Raw genomic sequence first — 15012 nt, 5'->3', positions numbered from 1 at the left:
TGCGCCTGCCGGTCCGGACGGGACCGGCCGGGTGGACGGCCGGCACGGGGGGGCCGACCGTCCGCCCGGGGTCTCGGGTGGAGCGGGGTACTGCGGCTACTGCGGCTACTGCGATGGTGCGGTCACTGCGGTGGTGCGGGGTGGAGCGGTCCGGATGAGCGACGGGCCCGGGGGGATTCGCTCGTCGCCCATCCGGAGATCGTGGGTCACCGCGGGCCTCCCGAGGTGACGCCGGGCCGGCCGGAGCGGTCGGTCCCCGGCAGCCCGGGCGTCACCGCCGAGGCCGTCGCGGGTGGCGCGGTGGGGGCCTTCGACGCCCGGCCCGCGCCCGCCCCGCCGTTCTCGCCCGGACCCTGGCCGCCGGATCCCTGGCCGGTGCCGCCGGAGCCCGACGAGCCGGCGCCGGAACCGCCCGGGTTTCCGGAACCCTGGCCACCGTTGGCGCCCTGGCCGGTGCCGACGCCACCGCTCCCGGACGCGTTCCCGGCACCGTTCCCGGAGGTCGCGGCACCGGACCGGGACGGGGCCGGAGCGCCCTGGCCGTTGCCGCCCGTGCCGCGGAGCAGCCGGGCGCAGTAGTCCTCGACCCCGTCCGGCCCGCCGGCCTCCGAGACCAGCCCGCCGAACTGGGGGTCGGTGATCAGCGTGCGCGGGCGCTCGCCCTTGCCCTCCCGGTCGGAGAACGCCTTGCAGAGCGCCGCGTGGGCCGCCGGGTTCGACGGACCGCGCCCGTCCGCCGGGGTGGCGGCCGGCGGCTGCGGCGTCGCCGGCGCCGAGGCGGACGGGACGGGGGCGACCGGGACGGCGGGGGCCGGGACGCCCGACGGGCTGTTCGACGGGCTGTTCGGCGCAGTGCCGGACGCTCCACCGGCCGGGCCGGTGGTGGACGGCGCCGCGGGCTGTCCGCCGGCCGACGGGGAGCCGGAGCGGGTCCCCGTCGTGGTCGACGCGGCGGACGTCGCGGAGGCGGCCGAGTGGCGCTCCGGCTCGCCCGAACCGCCGCCCAGCGCGGACAGTCCGCCCGTGCCGGCCGCGACCGCGACCCCGCCGAGCGCCGTGGCGCCGAGCACGACGGCGGCGGCCTTCGTGCTGAAGGCCCTCGTCAGCGCGGCGGTTGCCATCGAACGTCTCCGGACGGGTGCGGGTGCGGGTCCTGCGGGAGCTGCTGCGAGACGGGCCTCCCGGAACGCGGCCAGGGCCGCCTCCTCCCCGGCCAGTTCGCCCTGCGCCGCCGGCGCCGCGGCGGCGGCGAGCACCCGGGCGACCCGTCCTTCCGGCCCGGTGCCGGGCGGGAGGGTTCCCGTGTGCCCGGTACTGCCGTCCGGGCCGGTGAGCGAGGCGTCCCGCCCGGCCGACGGGCCGTCCACGGCACCGGCGAGCAGGTGCTCGGCGGTGTCACGGTCGATCCGACGGGGTCGGTTGGTGCTCATCTCATGTCCTTCAGCGTCGCGGCCCGGCGTTCTGTCACACCCTGCGGAGGATTTTTCTTCGCGGCTCGTCCGAGCCCCTTCCGGCCACCGGCGGGGGCGCCGTCCCGGCCCGTGCGCGCGGCCGGGATCCCCGGGCCGCCGGCGCCGGTCCCCGCACCCGCGGGGAAGGACTGTTCCAGCAGCTTGGCGAGCCGCTTGAGCCCCCGGTGCGCGGCCATCCGGACGCTGCCCGAGCGCTTGCCGAGCACCTGGGCGGCGCTCTCCGCGTCCAGTTCCATCACCACCCGCAGCAGCACCGCCTCGGCCTGGTCCCGGGGCAGCCGGGAGATCAGCGCCAGCGCGTCCGCGGTGCCGACGGAGGCGAGCGCCGCGCCCGCGGTGTCGTCCCCGCCGGCCAGCCCGGACAGCTGCTCGAAGGGCAGGTCGGTGACCGGCCGGCGGCGCCGGGCCCGCAGGTGGTCCAGCGCCCGGTTGCGCGCGACGGTCGCCGCCCAGCCGCGGAAGCCGTCGCCGTCGCCGGTGAAGGAGCCGAGGTCGCGGGCGATCTGGAGCCAGGCCTCGGAGGCGATGTCCTCGGCGTCCTGGGCGTCCTCGGGGCGGCCCCCGACCAGCACCCGCAGGTAGCGGAGCAGGCCCGGCTGGACGCTGCGGAACAGCAGCCGGAAGGCCTCCTCGTCGCCGCCCTGCGCGGCCCGGACCGCCTCGGTCAGATCGACGGGGCCGGGGGCCTCGCCGCCGGCGGGCGGGCCCGGTGGCGGGCCGGACGTCGGGACCGGTCCGGACCGGCCGACGGGGCTGTCGGTGCCCGCTCCGGGGCGTTCTGCACTCTGCACCCGCCACATCATCCGCCATCCGGGCGAACGTCCCGCCCCCTCGGGCCCGGGCCGTCGTCCCCGGCCGCGTCCGCCGGCCGTCCGCGGCCCGTCCGCGACCTCTTCGCGCCCCGTCCGGCGCCCGTCCCCCGGTCCGTGCGCCGTCCGTCCACAGCGCCTCCGCGCTCCGTCCAGCGATGGGCAGGGTGCAGCATTCACGCCGATTCGCCTTCAGGTCGAAGGTCCTGAGACCTTCTGGCCTTCGTCTACAGCATCACAACGGCCACATCACCTACGTTGTAGGTGAACGATCCATTTCGGCCGCCCCCTTTGCGCCCCCTCCCCCCTCCGTGCGCCGCGGACGCCGCCGACTGCTCCCCCACCCCCAGGAACGCCATGACCTCCGCCGCCCACGAGCTCTTCGAGCGCGGCCTGCGCGACCACCTCGCGCCCACCCTCCGCCTCCTGGGCCTCACCGGCTGGCGGCGGACCTTCAGCCTCCCCGACCCGACCCACTGGGCGCTGCTCGGCCTGGTCGAGCAGCGCACCGACGGCCGGCTGCGCTACACCTTCGACCTGAGCCTGGTCCGCCGCTCCGACTGGACCGCCGCGGGCTTCCCCGGCCCGCGCCCGGACCCGCGCGCCGTCTACGGCATCGAGTCCTGGCGGGCCCGGATCGGCGAGCTGATGCCGGTCTGCGAGGACGTCTGGTGGGAGGTGCTGCCCGGCCCGCGCTGGCGGGTCGCCCTGGACGACTCGGCGGCCGCCGTCCGCCACTACGCACTGCCCGAGCTGCGCCGCCGGGCCGAACGGGAGCGCGGCGCCGCCGCGGGCGAGACCTACCTCTCCCCCGCCGACCTGGAACAGGTCAACGCCGCGCTGCTGGCCGTCCCGGTGGCCCGGATCCAGCGCGCCGAACTGGTCGACGGGGCGCTGGTCCTCACCGGCGCCTGGACGCGCGCGGACGCGGCCGCCCGGACGGTGCTGCGCGGCGTCGCCCTCGGCTTCCTCTCCGCCGAGGACGAGCTCTTCGCCGTCGTGCGCTGCGCGGACACCCTCGGCCGGCCGCTCTGGGACTTCGGCCACCCCTGACGTCCCGTGCGCGCCATGACAGTTGTCATGCGGATCCGGCAACGGACGGCACTGCTGGGCGGGCGGCCCCGCTCGGAAGACTGGAGGCACGACGGAGCGGGCAGCGGCCCGCCGACCGAGCAGCCAGTCCGGGGAGGAACCCACCGTGAGCCAGATCGCCGCCACCGCGTCCGCCGCCGCACCCGCCGGCGCCGCCACCGCCAAGACCCCGAACCCCCTCGCCCGGGCCCTGCGCCCGCTCGCCGTCGACATCGCCGGCCCGCTCGCCGGCTTCTCCCTCCTCCACTCCGGCCTCGGCCTCGGCGAGTTCGCCGCCCTCGCCTGGAGCAGCCTGCTCCCGGTCGCCCGCACCGTGGTCGGCCTGGTCGGGGAGCGCAGACTGAACCGCTTCGCCGCCCTGATGGTCGGCGTGAACCTGACCGGCCTGGCCCTCACCGCCGTCAGCGGCGACGCCCGGCTGATGATCGCCAAGGACTCCGTGCTCAGCGGCTTCATGGCGCTGGCGATCCTGGGCTCGGCGCTGACCGCCCGTCCGCTGATGTCCGCCGCGCTGCGCCCCTTCCTCACCCGGGGCGACGCGGCCCGCGAGGCGGCCTGGGACCGGCTCGCGGAGGGCTCGCGCGCCTTCCGCCGCCACGAGCGCCGGTTCTCGGCGATCTGGGGCACCGCACTGCTCGCCGAGTGCGTCGCCCGGGTCGCCGGGGCCTTCACCCTGCCGGTGGCCACCATGGCGTGGCTGTCGACCGTGCTGCTGGTCGCCGGGATCGCGGCCGGCTCGGTGCTCGGACAGGCCGCCGCGCAGCCGATGGAGAAGCTGGTCCGCGCCGAGGCCGCCTGAGCGGGCCGGCTGTCCGACCGCCGGAGGAACCAACCCGCCCCACCGGGAGTCCAGAAATAACGAGGGGGTAACGGGACCCCCTCGTCGAGGAAACGGGGAACCGATGAGCCGGGCCGACGCGCGAACCACCACCACCGAGGACCGCACCCTCGTCTGGGACGGTTGCCTCAACGTCCGCGACCTGGGCGGGCTGCGCACCACCACCGGCGCCCGCACCACCCGCGGCGCGATCGTCCGCGCCGACAACCTGGACCGCCTCACCGCCGAAGGCTGGGACGCCCTCCTCGACCACGGCGTGCGCACCGTCGTCGACCTGCGCAACACCGAGGAGTACAAGCCGCTCCTGCCGCTCCCCGAGGACGTCGAACTGATCCGCGTCCCCCTGGACGAACTCGCCGGCCCCGCCTGGTGGCAGGCCTACGGCCACCTCGACGGCACCCCGCTCGCCCTGCGCCCCTACCTCGACCACTGCCCGCACGCCGCCGCCGAGCTGATCACCACGATCGCCGGCGCCCGCCCCGGCGGCCTGGTCGTCCACTGCGGCGCCGGCCGTGACCGCACCGGCCTCGCCGCCCTCCTGCTGCTCGCCCTCGCCGACGTCGAACCCGCCGAGATCGCCGCCGACTATCTCCTGAGCGCCCCCAACGTCCGCCCGCTCTACGGCATGCTCGGCCTCCCCGACCCGTTCCGCCGCATCGACACCGTCCTCGCCGAAGCCGGCACCACCGCCGAAGCCGCCCTCGCCGCCACCCTCACCGGCTTCGCCCCCGCCCCCTACCTCCTCACCGCCGGCGTCGCCCCCACCGCCCTCCAAGCCGTCCGCGCCCGCCTGCTCCCCGCCTGACCGCGGCTCCCCGGGAGGGGGACGCCGGCCCCGCCGGCCTCCCCCTCCGCTCTGGCAGACTCCGGGCGTGATCCTTCGCACCGCCACCCGCCAGGACCTGCCCGGCATCATCGCCCTGCTCACCGACGAGGACGGGGTGGGCGATCCCGCCGACGTCGAGGTGGGTGAGGCGTACGAGCGGGCGTTCGCCGACATCGACGCCGATCCGCGGAACGAGATGCTGGTGCTCGACGAAGGGGACGGGGCGGTGCTCGGGTACCTCCAGCTGACGTACGTCCCGGGGCTGGGGCGGGGCGGGGCGGAGCGGGCGCTGGTCGAAGGGGTGCGGGTGCGGGCCGATCGGCGCGGGGCGGGGCTGGGGCGGGAGTTGATGCTCCGGGCGATCGAGCGGGCCCGGGCGCGGGGCTGCACGCTCGTCCAGCTGACCAGCAACAAGCGGCGGACGGAGGCGCACCGGTTCTACGACGCGCTCGGCTTCGACCGCAGCCATGACGGGTTCAAGCTGACGCTCCGATAATCGTTCGCGGCAGGGCCGCCGGCCGCCCGATACTGCCGGGCATGGTGGACTTCTCCGACTTCGACACCCGCAACTACCCCACCGTGGACGTCCGGACCGGCTACGCCGGCTGGGTCGACACCTATGAGCAGACCGTCGAGGACGCGATGGACCTCGCCGTCCTCGACCGGCTGGACACGCCGCGCTGGGCGGAGGTCCGCCGGGCCGCCGACCTCGGCTGCGGGACCGGGCGCACGGGCGCCTGGCTGCGCGGCCGGGCCGCCGGGGGCCTCGTGCTGGACGGGGTGGACCTCACGCCCGAGATGCTGGCGCGCGCCCGGGAGCGGGGCGCCCACGACAGCTTGACGGAGGCCGACGTCGCCGGCACCGGGCTCGCCGCGGGCGCGTACGACCTGGTGGTCTCCTCGCTGATCGACGAGCACCTGGCCGACCTCGGCCCGTACTACCGCGAGGCCTTCCGGCTGGCCCGCCCCGGCGGGCGCTGCGTCCTGGTCGGGCTGCACCCGTACTTCATCATGGCCGCCGGCATGCCGACCCACTTCACCGGCGCGGACGGCTCCGACGTCGCCATCACCACCCACGTCCACCTGGTCTCCGACCACCTCGCGGCCGGCCTGGCGGCGGGCTGGACGCTGGTCGAGATGCGGGAGGCGGTGGTGGACGACGGGTGGATCGCGCTCAAGCCGAAGTGGGAGAAGTACCGCAGCCACCCGGTCTCGGCGGCGTACGTGTGGGAGAAGCGGTAGGCCGGCAACTCGCCATAGCGTCAACCGATGGTTGACGACCCCAGGGTCGACAACCTACGGTTGACGCTATGGAGAATCCGATCGTTCCCAAGACCACTCCGCTGCGCCTCGACGATCTGATCGACGCGATCAAGAAGATCCACACCGACGCCCTCGACCAGCTCTCCGACGCCGTCATCGCGGCCGACCACCTCGGTGAGCTCGCCGACCACCTCATCGGCCACTTCGTCGACCAGGCCCGCCGCTCCGGCGCCTCCTGGACCGACATCGGCCGCAGCATGGGCGTCAGCAAGCAGGCCGCCCAGAAGCGCTTCGTCCCCAAGGACCCGGCCACCCCCAACGACCTCGACCCGAGCCAGGGCTTCGGCCGGTTCACCGACCGGGCCCGGCACGTGGTGATGGCCTCGCAGGAGGAGGCCCGCCAGGCCGGCAACGCCGAGATCGGCGCCGAGCACCTGCTGCTCGGCCTGCTCGCCGAGCCGGACGGCCTCGCCGTGCGGGCGCTCGCCGCCCAGGGCGTCACCCCGGAGGCGCTCCGCACGGCCGCCGTCGCCGCCCTGCCCGCGCCCGGCGCCGAGGTCCCGGCGCTGATCCCCTACGACGCCCGGGGGAAGAAGGCGCTGGAGCTGACCTTCCGGGAGGCGCTGAAGCTCGGCCACAACTACGTCGGCACCGAGCACATCCTGCTCGCCCTGCTGGAGCTGGAGAACGGCGCCGGGGTGCTCGACGACCTCGGCGTGGAGAAGGCCGAGACCGAGCGGTTCGTCGGCGAGCTGCTCGCCGCGTTCATCGCGTCGAGCGGCGGCGACGCGCAGGACTGAAGGATCCGTTCCGGGGCCGTGCGGGACGGGCCCGGCCCCGGAACGGCGTCCGCCGCTCAGAAGCCCGACACGTGCGTGGTGACGATCCGCGTCCGCCCCTCGGTCTTCGCCTCCAGCGCCGCGCTCAGCCGCAAGGACCGCGCGGGGCCGAGGAGCCGGAGCGCCTCGTCGTCGTCGACCCAGCGGTGGTCGTCCAGTTCACCGGCCGGGACGGTCACGGGGGTGCCGTCCGGGACGGTGCCGGCGTCGAAGAGGAAGTGCACGGCCGGGTGGTCGAGTTCGCCCGACGGGTGGGTCCAGGAGATGGCCAGCAGGTCCCCGGCCTCGCGCACGATGCCGGTCTCCTCCAGCAGTTCCCGGGCCGCGCACTCGGCGGGCCCCTCCCCCAGGTCGATCGTGCCGCCCGGGAACTGCCAGTGCTCCCGGTACCCGGCCTTGACCAGCAGGATCCGCCCGGAGGCGTCCCGCAGGACGCACCCCGCCGCCGCGTAGGTCCGCGGCAGCGAGGCCAACCACTCTTCACGGGACTTCAACGGCTCGACCGACACGGCGGGGCCTCCTGGGGCGCGGGAACAGGCGTGCGTCCCCACTCTGCCAGGCCCCGCCCTGCCGCTCCCCGCCCTGCCGGTCCCCGCTCCCCGCTCCCCCGGTCCGCGCGACGGCCGGCCTGCGCGACGGCCGGCCGGCCTGCGCGACGGTCAGGCCCGGGCGGCCAGGTGCTCGACCAGACGGTCGAAGCTGGAGTTGTGGCCGGCCTCGGCCTCCGGGCCCAGGAACATCGCCGGCACGTTCTCCTGCTCCATGAGCACCCGGGTGCGGCCGTCGCCGAGGTCGCTGAGGGTGATCCGGCCGGTGAGGCCCACGCCCTCCTCGAAGAACTCCAGCAGCTCGCCCTCGCGGATCGCGGTGAAGTGGCCGCGCAGCGGGTAGCGGTCGCCGGTCGCGTCGATCACCATCGTGCTGTCGAAGCGCCCGCCGACCACCGGCTCGATGGTCACGGTGTCCAGCGGCACCCGGGTGCCGACCGGGCCCCAGAAGCGGACGAACTGCTCGGGCTCGACGTACGCCCGGAAGACCTCGGCGGGGGTGGCCGACAGCTCGCGGACGATGGACAGGGTGCCGAGGTTCTCGGTCATGGTGGTGTTCCCTCTGTTCGCTGGACGCGCCGCTCGGTGCCGCGCTTTCACAGGGGTAGACCGGGGGCGCACCGGAAACTCATCGCTCCCCGGAGAAGTTTTTCCGGGAATCTTTCCGGCGGGCCGATGAGGCCCGCCGATCGCGCCGGTCTCATCTCCGTGAAGACCGAACCGGAAGCATCCGCCGACCGTCCGCTGAGCTGCGACCTGGGCGCCCTGACCGCCCCCGACCTGGCCGTCGTCGACGCCCTGGCCCGGCTGCGGCTCGCCGCCGCCCGGCACGGGGTCCGCCTCGTCCTGCGCAACGCCGCCGGCCCGTTGCGCGACCTCCTCGCGTTCAGCGGGCTGGGCGCCGTCCTGCCCGTCGAGGAGGACGGCGCGGGGCTACTCCCCGGCCGCCAGCCGTGGCGGCAGGCCGAAGAGCGGGAACAGCACGTCCGTGTCGAGGAAGTTGGTGAGCCCGGTGATCCGGCCCGCTGACACCTCCAGCACGATCAGCGCCCACGGCTCGTGCCCGCCGTCCGGGCCGGGCCGGTACTGGCCGAACGCCGGACTGCCGTTGGCCCGCGCCGGCACCAGCCGCGAGCCCCGGCAGCCGTGCCCGGGCCCGAGCATCCACTCCCGAAGGTCCGCGTGCCCGGTCAGCCAGAGCGCGAACGGCGGCATGTTGAGCGTGACGTCCTCGTGCAGCAGCGCCGCCAGGCCGTCCATGTCGTACGCCTCGAAGGCGGTGACGTACCGGGCCAGCAGCGCCCGGTGGTCCTCGTCCAGCTCCGCGGCCGGGCGGGAGGCGGCCGGGTCGGCGGCCAGCGCGGCCCGGGCCCGCTGGAGCGCGCTGTTCACCGAGGCGACGGTGACCCCGAGCAGTTCGGCGACCTCGTTGGCCCGCCAGCCGAGCACCTCGCGCAGGATCAGCACCGCCCGCTGCCGGGGCGCCAGCCGCTGGAGCGCGGCGACGAAGGCCAGCCGCACCGACTCGCGCTGCGCGGCCACCTCCGCCGGATCACCGGTCTCGGGCACCACCCGGCCGTCCGGCGCCGGGCCGATCCAGGTGACCTCGGGCAGCTGGGCGTCACTGGCGGTGGCGACGGTGGAGGGGCCGGCCAGGTCCATCGGCCGGGCCCGGGCGTTGCGGCCGTTCAGCGCGTCCAGGCAGACGTTGGTGGCGATCCGGTAGAGCCAGGAGCGCAGCGCCGCGCGGCCCTCGAACCCCCGGTACCCGCGCCAGGCCCGGACCATGGTGTCCTGCACCGCGTCCTCGGCCTCGAAGACCGAGCCGAGCATGCGGTAGCAGTACCCCGTCAGCTCTGTCCGGTACCTCTCCAGCTGGAGTTCGACCGGTTCCTCCGTCATCAGCTCGGCCATCGCCCGCGCCCCCGCTCACCTGCATGTCGTCGATCACCGGGAAAGGTACCGCAGCCCACCGACAGCGCCGCCGCACGCCCCCGGCCGCCGCCCTGAGCGGACGTCAGGACGGCGGCCGGGGGCGGCGGCGCCGGTGTGCCCGGTGCGCGCTGTGCGCGCTGTGCGCGCTGTGCGCGCTGTGCGCTCAGTGCGCGCTGTGCGCTCAGTGCGCGCTGTGGCGCTCGGCACCGCGGTGCCGGTGCCCCTTGAGCTCGGCATGCTGCGCGGGCGCGGCGTGCGGGACGGTGGTCGCGGCGTCCCGGCCGCCGTGCCGGAAGGAGGCGGCCGCCGTCCCGGCACCGGAGGCGGACCGCCCAGCGCCGGTGCGCAGCCGGGGCGGGAGCGTGTCCGGCGTCGTCGCCATGCCCCGGCGTTCCAGCAGCTCCTGGGCACCGCGGCGGAGCCTGGGGGAGCTTCCCGCTGTTCGGTTGGTCATCGTCGGCCTCCCTTCGGTGGCCGCCGGCCGGACGGAACCCGGCCGGGGGCCGCACGGGCGTTATGTCCCGATTGATCGGGAATTACACCTCAACCCATGGCCGCCGGAACGTCAACCCGTCCCCCGCGGCCCGGTCACCCCATGAGCTCGTGGACGAAGCACCACCGCCAGTCCTCCCCCGGCTCGTACGACCTGATCACCGGGTGGGAGCTGTCGTGGAAGTGCGCGGTGGCGTGCCGCTGCGGCGAGAAGTCGCAGCAGCCGATGTGGCCGCAGTCCAGGCAGAGCCGCAGGTGCACCCAGTCCCGGCGGCCCTGGGCCAGGCAGTCGGCGCAGCCGTCCACGGGCGGCAGGGGCGCGATGTCCCCGGGTGCGGCGGCGAGGTCTTCGCAGGCGCTCATGGAACGCACAGTAGTGACGCCGGGCCCGCCGCGCTCCCCGGGACACGCGCCCGGAGGCTCGTGGGAGCATGCCCCTGTGGCGGATGTGACGGGGAGCGCGGCAGTCAGCACGACCGGCGACACGGGAGACCTCCCGCCTCCGGGCATATCCGGCACCGGCCGGATCCGGCAGCCCGCGGCACTGATCCGGCTGCTCGCCGGCCTCACCGTGATCGCCCTGGCCCTGCTCTTCGCCGACTACGCCCGCGCCACCACCAACGGCCTCGCCGAGGACGTCGCCGACGCCGCCGCGCTGGTGCCGCACCCGCTGGGCGGCGTCGCCACCGGCCTCACCACCGCCGCGCTGCTGCTCCTGCCGGCCCTCTCGGCCGCCCGCCGCCTGCTGCGCACCACCGCCGACCGGCGGCACGTCCTCCAGCAGCTCTCCGACGGCCTGCTGGCCGCCGTCCTGGCCTACGGCGCCTCGCTCGCCGTCGACCTGTGGATCGACGGGCCCGCCCCGTTCTCACTGGTGTCCGCGCTCACCCAGCCGCTGCCCGGCGACCCGATCGCCCGCACCGAGCCGGTGTACGGCTACCTCGCCCCCGTCCTCGCCTTCCTCATCGCCTCCGCGGCCCGCGAACGACGGGTGCCCCGCTCCGTCCTCGCCCTCTCCGCGCTGGCCGGCCTCACCGGCGGGGCCGCCACCCCGACCGCCCTGCTGCTGGGGGTGCTGATCGGCTGGACGGCCGCCCACGGCACCCGCTGGGCCGTCGGCACCCCGGACCCGCGGCCCCGGCCCGCCCAGCTCCTGCACAGCCTGCGCGAGGCCGGCCTGCGCCCGGTCGCCGCCACCCCGGCCGGCCCGGACCGCTACCTGGTCCGCCAGCAGGACGGCCGCCCCGAGCTGGACGTCCAGCTGCTCGACCGGCAGGCGGTCACCGCCGCCCTGGTCCAGCGGGCCTGGCGGCGGCTGCGGCTGCGCACCGCCCCGCACCCGCGCGCCCTGCGCTCGCTGCGCACCGGGCTGGAGCACGAGGCCCTGGTCTCCTACGCGGCGGTCGCCGCCGGGGTCCGCACCCGCCGGATCGCCGCCACCGTCGAACTCGGCCGGGACACCGCGCTGGTCGCCTACGAGCGGCTGCCCGGCCGCACCCTGGACGACCTGGCCGACGAGGAGCTCACCGACGCGCTGCTCGCCGACGCCTGGGGCCAGCTGGCCCTGCTCCAGCGGCGGGCGATCGCGCACCGCGCGCTGGTGCCCTCGGCGCTGCTGGTCGACGCGGCGGGGACGGTGCACCTGGTGGGCCTCGCGGACGGCGACATCGCGGCGGGCGAGCTGGTGCTGCGCAGCGACGTCGCCCAGCTGCTCACCACGCTCGCGCTGCGCACCGGGGCGGAGCGGTCGGTGCGCAGCGCGGTGGCGGTGCTCGGGCCGGACGCGGTCGCCGCCGCCCTGCCGCTGCTCCAGCCGATCGCGCTGGCCCGCGGCACCCGGCTCGCCCTCAAGCGGGCCGGACGGGCCGTGCCGTCCGCGCCGGCCCGACCGTCCGAGCCGGCCGAAGCGTCCGAGCCGTCCCAACCGTCCGAGCCGGCCGAAGCGTCCGCACCGTCCGAGCCGACGGCTTCCTCCGGGCAGCCCGTGCCCGATCTGCTGGAGCAGATCCGCGCGGAGGTCCTCCGCAGCCGCCCGCAGGCCCCCGTCCGGCCGGTCCGGCTGGAACGGCTGCGCCCCCGCACCCTGCTCGCCGTCGGCGGCGGCGTGATGGCCGGCTGGCTGCTGCTGCCGCAGCTCTTCGCCACCGAGCGCAACCCGATCGCCGCCGTCGCCGACGCCGACCCGTTCTGGCTCGCCCTCGCCCTGCTCGCCGCAGCCGCCAGCCACGTCACCGCCGCGATGGGCTTCGTCGGCTTCGTCCCCGAGCGGCTGGACTTCCGCAACGCCGTGCTCGCCCAGGTCGCCGGTTCCTTCGTGAAGCTGGTCTCCCCCGGCGGGGTCGGCGGCGTCGCCCTGAACACCCGCTTCCTCCAGCGGGCCGGCATCCCGACCGGCCAGGCGCTGTCCAGCGTCGGCGTCGGGCAGCTGCTCGGGCTGGTGCTGCACCTGCTCCAGCTCGGCGCCTTCGTCTACCTGACCGGGGTGGAGACCGGCGAGTCCGAGCTGGACGCCCTGCCGTTCGTGGTCGGCGGCCTCGCCGTGGCGGGCGCGCTGCTGGTCGCGGTGTCCGCCGTGCCGCCGGCCCGGCGCTGGCTGGCCGCCCGGCTGCGCCCGCTGACCGCCGAGGTGCTGCCCCGGCTGGTGGAGCTGCTGCGCAACCCGGGGCGGCTCGCGATCGGCTTCGCCGGGCAGCTGATGGTGTCGATCACGCTGATCACCTGCCTGTACTGCTGCACCCGGGCGGTCGGCTCGGAGCCGGGCTTCGCCGCGGTCGGCGTGGTGTTCCTGGTCGGCAACGCGGCCGGGAGCGCCGCGCCGACGCCCGGTGGGGCCGGTTTCGTGGACAGCGCGCTGCTGGCCGGCCTGAAGCTGACCCCCTCGATGGCGGACGGCGGGGCACTGGCCGCCGTCACCCTCTTCCGGCTGCTCACGCTCCTCCTGCCGGTGCTGCCGGGCTGGGCGGCGTTCAGCTGGCTCCAGCGCCGCGGGGCGCTCTGACGCCGGGCCCCTCCCGGTGGCGGGGGCTGCTTCCGGTGCGGGGGCTACTCCCGGTACTCGTCCTCGTCGAGCTGGACGATCCGGCTCTGCTCGGCGACGTCCGCGACGTCGGTGGCCGGGTCCGCGCCCAGCGCGCGCCGCTCGGCCAGCTCGTCGTACTCGTCCTCGTCCGACTGCTCGTCCTGCTCCGCAGCCTCCTCGACCTCGTCGACCTCGTCCAGGTAGTCCTCGTGGTTCTGCGGCATGGCGTCCGTCCTCGTTCCTCGAAGGTTCCTCGAAGGCTTCATCGGAGGCTTCCCTGACCCGATGGCGACTGCCCGGTGGGTACTGGCAGTATCCGTCGGCCGCCGCCCGGGCGCGAAGCGCCACCGGCCCGTCGGCGTGTTGCCTCCTACCCGGATCGGCCCGTCGGAACCGGCCGGTGCGCACCACGCCCGGGGCCCGCCCGCCGGATCGGCCCCGCCACCCGCAGGACCCCCGGCACCCGCCGGCCGGCCGGTCCCCCGGGACCGGCAGCGCGGGCGGGACGGGCGGGGCGGGCAGGACGGGCCCGGCGGCCACCGGGGTACGATCGGAGCCGTACCAGCAGGGCTTACCCACACCTCCCGGTGGCCCCGAGGCCCTTACGAACGACGGGGAAATCATGTCCGGCTCGCACTACTTCACCGGTGCACCCGAGGTCGCCAGCGAGCGCAGGCCGATCACGGTCACCCTGCCGGACCTCACCCTGGAGCTCACCACCGACGCGGGCGTCTTCTCCCGCACCCGGCTGGACCCGGGCACCCGGATCCTGCTGGAGCACGCGCCCCCGCCCCGGGTGCGCGGACCGATCCTGGACGTCGGCTGCGGCTACGGCCCGATCGCGCTGACCTGGGCGAGCCGCCGCAAGCGGCTCCCGGTCTGGGCGGTGGACGTCAACGAACGCGCCCTGGAGCTGGTCCGGCACAACGCCGGGTCGCTGGGGCTGGGCAACGTGCAGGCCGCGCTGCCCGAGGAGGTCCCCGCCGACCTGCGGTTCGCGGCGATCTACTCCAACCCGCCGATCCGGATCGGCAAGACGGCGCTGCGCCGGCTGCTGGAGCAGTGGCTGGGCCGGCTGACCCCGGACGGCTCCGCCTTCCTGGTGGTGCAGAAGCACCTCGGCTCGGACTCGCTGCAGAAGTGGCTGAACGAGCAGGGCTGGCCGACCACCCGGCTGACCTCGGTCAACGGGTTCCGGATTCTGGAAGCGCGGCCCCGCCCGGCGGCGGGCGAGGGCCCCGAGAATGGACGAGGGACGACGTCGTGAAGCAGCTCCGCGGGACCGAACTGAAGCGGCTGCACCGCTCCTGGCGGCGTGGCAACGAGTTCCGGCTCGCGATGATCCTGGAGAACCTCCAGTCGCCGTTCAACGTCGGCTCGGTCGTCCGGACCGGCGCCGCGATGGGCGCGGAGAAACTCTACCTCACCGGTGACACCCCGTCGGTGCGCTCCTCCGGCGCGCAGAAGGCCGCGATGGGCACCGACAAGTACCTGAAGGTCGAGCACTTCCCCACCGTCGCCGAGGCGGTCGCGGCCGCGAAGGCCGACGGCTTCAAGGTGGTCGGCCTGGAGCTCGCCGACGAGGCGGTGCCGATGTTCGCCGCCGAGCTGACCCCGGCGGTCGCCTTCGTGCTGGGCCACGAGGACCGCGGGGTGACGGCCGACGCGCTCGCCCTCTGCGACCAGGTGGTCTTCGTGCCGCAGCTGGGCCGGGTCGGCTCGCTGAACGTCTCCGCCGCCGCCACGGTGGCCTGCTACGAGGCGCGCCGCCAGGGCTACGCCCTCACCGGTACCCCGGACGGCTCCGACGCCGGCGCCTTCGACGGCCTCGACGAGGACTGAGAGCCCGGGCCGAGCCCCGGGGCGGGCGGTTCCGGCC

Annotated in this window: 18 protein-coding genes; 10 read left to right on the top strand and 8 right to left on the bottom strand. The window is 75.9% G+C overall.

Translation table 11 applies throughout. From position 1 onward, the window contains the following. Nucleotides 1–206: 206 nt before the first annotated feature. Nucleotides 207–1430 carry a hypothetical protein gene (locus ACFVVL_RS24735; RefSeq protein ID WP_387678705.1) on the bottom strand — a complete coding sequence of 408 codons (1224 nt, stop codon included), beginning with the start codon at nucleotides 1428–1430 and terminating at the stop codon, nucleotides 207–209. Continuing rightward, nucleotides 1427–2272: an RNA polymerase sigma factor gene (locus ACFVVL_RS24730; protein ID WP_387678875.1), complete on the bottom strand. Its 846-nt coding sequence runs from the start codon at nucleotides 2270–2272 to the stop codon at nucleotides 1427–1429. Before ACFVVL_RS24730 ends, ACFVVL_RS24735 begins: the two co-directional genes overlap by 4 nt. A 366-nt stretch (nucleotides 2273–2638) precedes the next feature. Between ACFVVL_RS24730 and ACFVVL_RS24725 the strand changes: the two genes are divergently transcribed. The 6 genes from ACFVVL_RS24725 (at nucleotide 2639) to ACFVVL_RS24700 (ending at nucleotide 7100) form a co-directional block, all read left to right on the top strand. Then, nucleotides 2639–3334, top strand: a complete 696-nt coding sequence (locus ACFVVL_RS24725) for a hypothetical protein (RefSeq protein ID WP_387678703.1) — start codon at nucleotides 2639–2641, stop codon at nucleotides 3332–3334. 145 nt (nucleotides 3335–3479) lie between these two features. Then, nucleotides 3480–4172, top strand: coding sequence for a VC0807 family protein (locus tag ACFVVL_RS24720; RefSeq protein ID WP_387678700.1), 693 nt, complete (start codon nucleotides 3480–3482; stop codon nucleotides 4170–4172). Between the two features lie 103 nt (nucleotides 4173–4275). Next, nucleotides 4276–5016, top strand: a complete 741-nt coding sequence (locus ACFVVL_RS24715) for a tyrosine-protein phosphatase (protein ID WP_387678697.1) — start codon at nucleotides 4276–4278, stop codon at nucleotides 5014–5016. A 67-nt stretch (nucleotides 5017–5083) separates the two neighbouring features. Continuing rightward, on the top strand, nucleotides 5084–5533 hold the full coding sequence (locus tag ACFVVL_RS24710) for a GNAT family N-acetyltransferase (RefSeq protein ID WP_387678694.1): 450 nt from the start codon (nucleotides 5084–5086) through the stop codon (nucleotides 5531–5533). 41 nt (nucleotides 5534–5574) lie between these two features. After that, nucleotides 5575–6279, top strand: coding sequence for a class I SAM-dependent DNA methyltransferase (locus ACFVVL_RS24705; RefSeq protein ID WP_380290104.1), 705 nt, complete (start codon nucleotides 5575–5577; stop codon nucleotides 6277–6279). A gap of 68 nt (nucleotides 6280–6347) precedes the next feature. Further along, the gene (locus tag ACFVVL_RS24700) at nucleotides 6348–7100 is read left to right on the top strand and encodes a Clp protease N-terminal domain-containing protein (RefSeq protein WP_387678691.1); all 753 of its coding nucleotides are present in this window, start codon (nucleotides 6348–6350) and stop codon (nucleotides 7098–7100) included. Between the two features lie 56 nt (nucleotides 7101–7156). Here ACFVVL_RS24700 and ACFVVL_RS24695 read toward each other — a convergent pair whose 3' ends face one another. Next, nucleotides 7157–7648: an NUDIX domain-containing protein gene (locus ACFVVL_RS24695; protein ID WP_380290100.1), complete on the bottom strand. Its 492-nt coding sequence runs from the start codon at nucleotides 7646–7648 to the stop codon at nucleotides 7157–7159. Nucleotides 7649–7798: 150 nt separating this feature from the next. Further along, entirely contained in the window at nucleotides 7799–8236 is a 438-nt protein-coding gene (locus tag ACFVVL_RS24690; protein WP_387678688.1) for an SRPBCC domain-containing protein, read from the bottom strand. 159 nt (nucleotides 8237–8395) lie between these two features. Here ACFVVL_RS24690 and ACFVVL_RS24685 point away from each other — a divergent pair, with 159 nt between their 5' ends. Next, on the top strand, nucleotides 8396–8716 hold the full coding sequence (locus ACFVVL_RS24685; protein WP_387678685.1) for an STAS domain-containing protein: 321 nt from the start codon (nucleotides 8396–8398) through the stop codon (nucleotides 8714–8716). Here ACFVVL_RS24685 and ACFVVL_RS24680 read toward each other — a convergent pair. The 3 genes from ACFVVL_RS24680 to ACFVVL_RS24670 form a co-directional block, all read right to left on the bottom strand. Next, nucleotides 8621–9589 (bottom strand): sigma-70 family RNA polymerase sigma factor, encoded by a 969-nt coding sequence (locus tag ACFVVL_RS24680; RefSeq protein WP_387678682.1) that lies wholly within the window; start codon nucleotides 9587–9589, stop codon nucleotides 8621–8623. The genes ACFVVL_RS24685 and ACFVVL_RS24680 overlap by 96 nt on opposite strands. A 214-nt stretch (nucleotides 9590–9803) precedes the next feature. Further along, nucleotides 9804–10076 carry a hypothetical protein gene (locus tag ACFVVL_RS24675; protein ID WP_387678679.1) on the bottom strand — a complete coding sequence of 91 codons (273 nt, stop codon included), beginning with the start codon at nucleotides 10074–10076 and terminating at the stop codon, nucleotides 9804–9806. A 134-nt stretch (nucleotides 10077–10210) separates the two neighbouring features. Continuing rightward, the gene (locus tag ACFVVL_RS24670) at nucleotides 10211–10477 is read right to left on the bottom strand and encodes a UBP-type zinc finger domain-containing protein (protein ID WP_380290090.1); all 267 of its coding nucleotides are present in this window, start codon (nucleotides 10475–10477) and stop codon (nucleotides 10211–10213) included. A gap of 76 nt (nucleotides 10478–10553) precedes the next feature. Between ACFVVL_RS24670 and ACFVVL_RS24665 the strand changes: the two genes are divergently transcribed. Next, complete coding sequence (locus tag ACFVVL_RS24665; RefSeq protein WP_387678676.1) at nucleotides 10554–13112, top strand: lysylphosphatidylglycerol synthase domain-containing protein; 2559 nt, start codon at nucleotides 10554–10556, stop codon at nucleotides 13110–13112. Nucleotides 13113–13156: 44 nt separating this feature from the next. On the opposite strand, the gene ACFVVL_RS24660 is transcribed toward ACFVVL_RS24665, so the two are convergent. Next, nucleotides 13157–13357: a hypothetical protein gene (locus ACFVVL_RS24660; protein WP_380290086.1), complete on the bottom strand. Its 201-nt coding sequence runs from the start codon at nucleotides 13355–13357 to the stop codon at nucleotides 13157–13159. A 398-nt stretch (nucleotides 13358–13755) separates the two neighbouring features. Here ACFVVL_RS24660 and ACFVVL_RS24655 point away from each other — a divergent pair, with 398 nt between their 5' ends. Continuing rightward, nucleotides 13756–14400: a class I SAM-dependent methyltransferase gene (locus tag ACFVVL_RS24655; protein WP_387678673.1), complete on the top strand. Its 645-nt coding sequence runs from the start codon at nucleotides 13756–13758 to the stop codon at nucleotides 14398–14400. Next, nucleotides 14397–14975 carry a TrmH family RNA methyltransferase gene (locus ACFVVL_RS24650; RefSeq protein WP_380290082.1) on the top strand — a complete coding sequence of 193 codons (579 nt, stop codon included), beginning with the start codon at nucleotides 14397–14399 and terminating at the stop codon, nucleotides 14973–14975. The genes ACFVVL_RS24655 and ACFVVL_RS24650 overlap by 4 nt, the downstream gene beginning before the upstream one ends. The last annotated feature ends 37 nt before the right edge of the window (nucleotides 14976–15012 follow it).

The organism is Kitasatospora sp. NPDC058115 (assembly GCF_042884635.1).
Taxonomy (GTDB): Bacteria; Actinomycetota; Actinomycetes; order Streptomycetales; family Streptomycetaceae; genus Kitasatospora.
This window is presented reverse-complemented; position numbering and strand designations above follow the sequence as displayed.

What these genes read in the sequence shown, in the direction of transcription:
- ACFVVL_RS24655 (WP_387678673.1), top strand. Translation starts at nt 13,756, where the DNA reads ATGTCCGGCTCGCACTACTTCACCGGTGCACCCGAGGTCGCCAGCGAG.
- ACFVVL_RS24705 (WP_380290104.1), top strand. Translation starts at nt 5,575, where the DNA reads ATGGTGGACTTCTCCGACTTCGACACCCGCAACTACCCCACCGTGGAC.
- ACFVVL_RS24690 (WP_387678688.1), bottom strand. Translation starts at nt 8,236, where the DNA reads ATGACCGAGAACCTCGGCACCCTGTCCATCGTCCGCGAGCTGTCGGCC.
- ACFVVL_RS24675 (WP_387678679.1), bottom strand. Translation starts at nt 10,076, where the DNA reads ATGACCAACCGAACAGCGGGAAGCTCCCCCAGGCTCCGCCGCGGTGCC.
- ACFVVL_RS24680 (WP_387678682.1), bottom strand. Translation starts at nt 9,589, where the DNA reads ATGACGGAGGAACCGGTCGAACTCCAGCTGGAGAGGTACCGGACAGAG.
- ACFVVL_RS24730 (WP_387678875.1), bottom strand. Translation starts at nt 2,272, where the DNA reads ATGTGGCGGGTGCAGAGTGCAGAACGCCCCGGAGCGGGCACCGACAGC.
- ACFVVL_RS24660 (WP_380290086.1), bottom strand. Translation starts at nt 13,357, where the DNA reads ATGCCGCAGAACCACGAGGACTACCTGGACGAGGTCGACGAGGTCGAG.
- ACFVVL_RS24670 (WP_380290090.1), bottom strand. Translation starts at nt 10,477, where the DNA reads ATGAGCGCCTGCGAAGACCTCGCCGCCGCACCCGGGGACATCGCGCCC.
- ACFVVL_RS24725 (WP_387678703.1), top strand. Translation starts at nt 2,639, where the DNA reads ATGACCTCCGCCGCCCACGAGCTCTTCGAGCGCGGCCTGCGCGACCAC.
- ACFVVL_RS24715 (WP_387678697.1), top strand. Translation starts at nt 4,276, where the DNA reads ATGAGCCGGGCCGACGCGCGAACCACCACCACCGAGGACCGCACCCTC.
- ACFVVL_RS24735 (WP_387678705.1), bottom strand. Translation starts at nt 1,430, where the DNA reads ATGAGCACCAACCGACCCCGTCGGATCGACCGTGACACCGCCGAGCAC.
- ACFVVL_RS24700 (WP_387678691.1), top strand. Translation starts at nt 6,348, where the DNA reads ATGGAGAATCCGATCGTTCCCAAGACCACTCCGCTGCGCCTCGACGAT.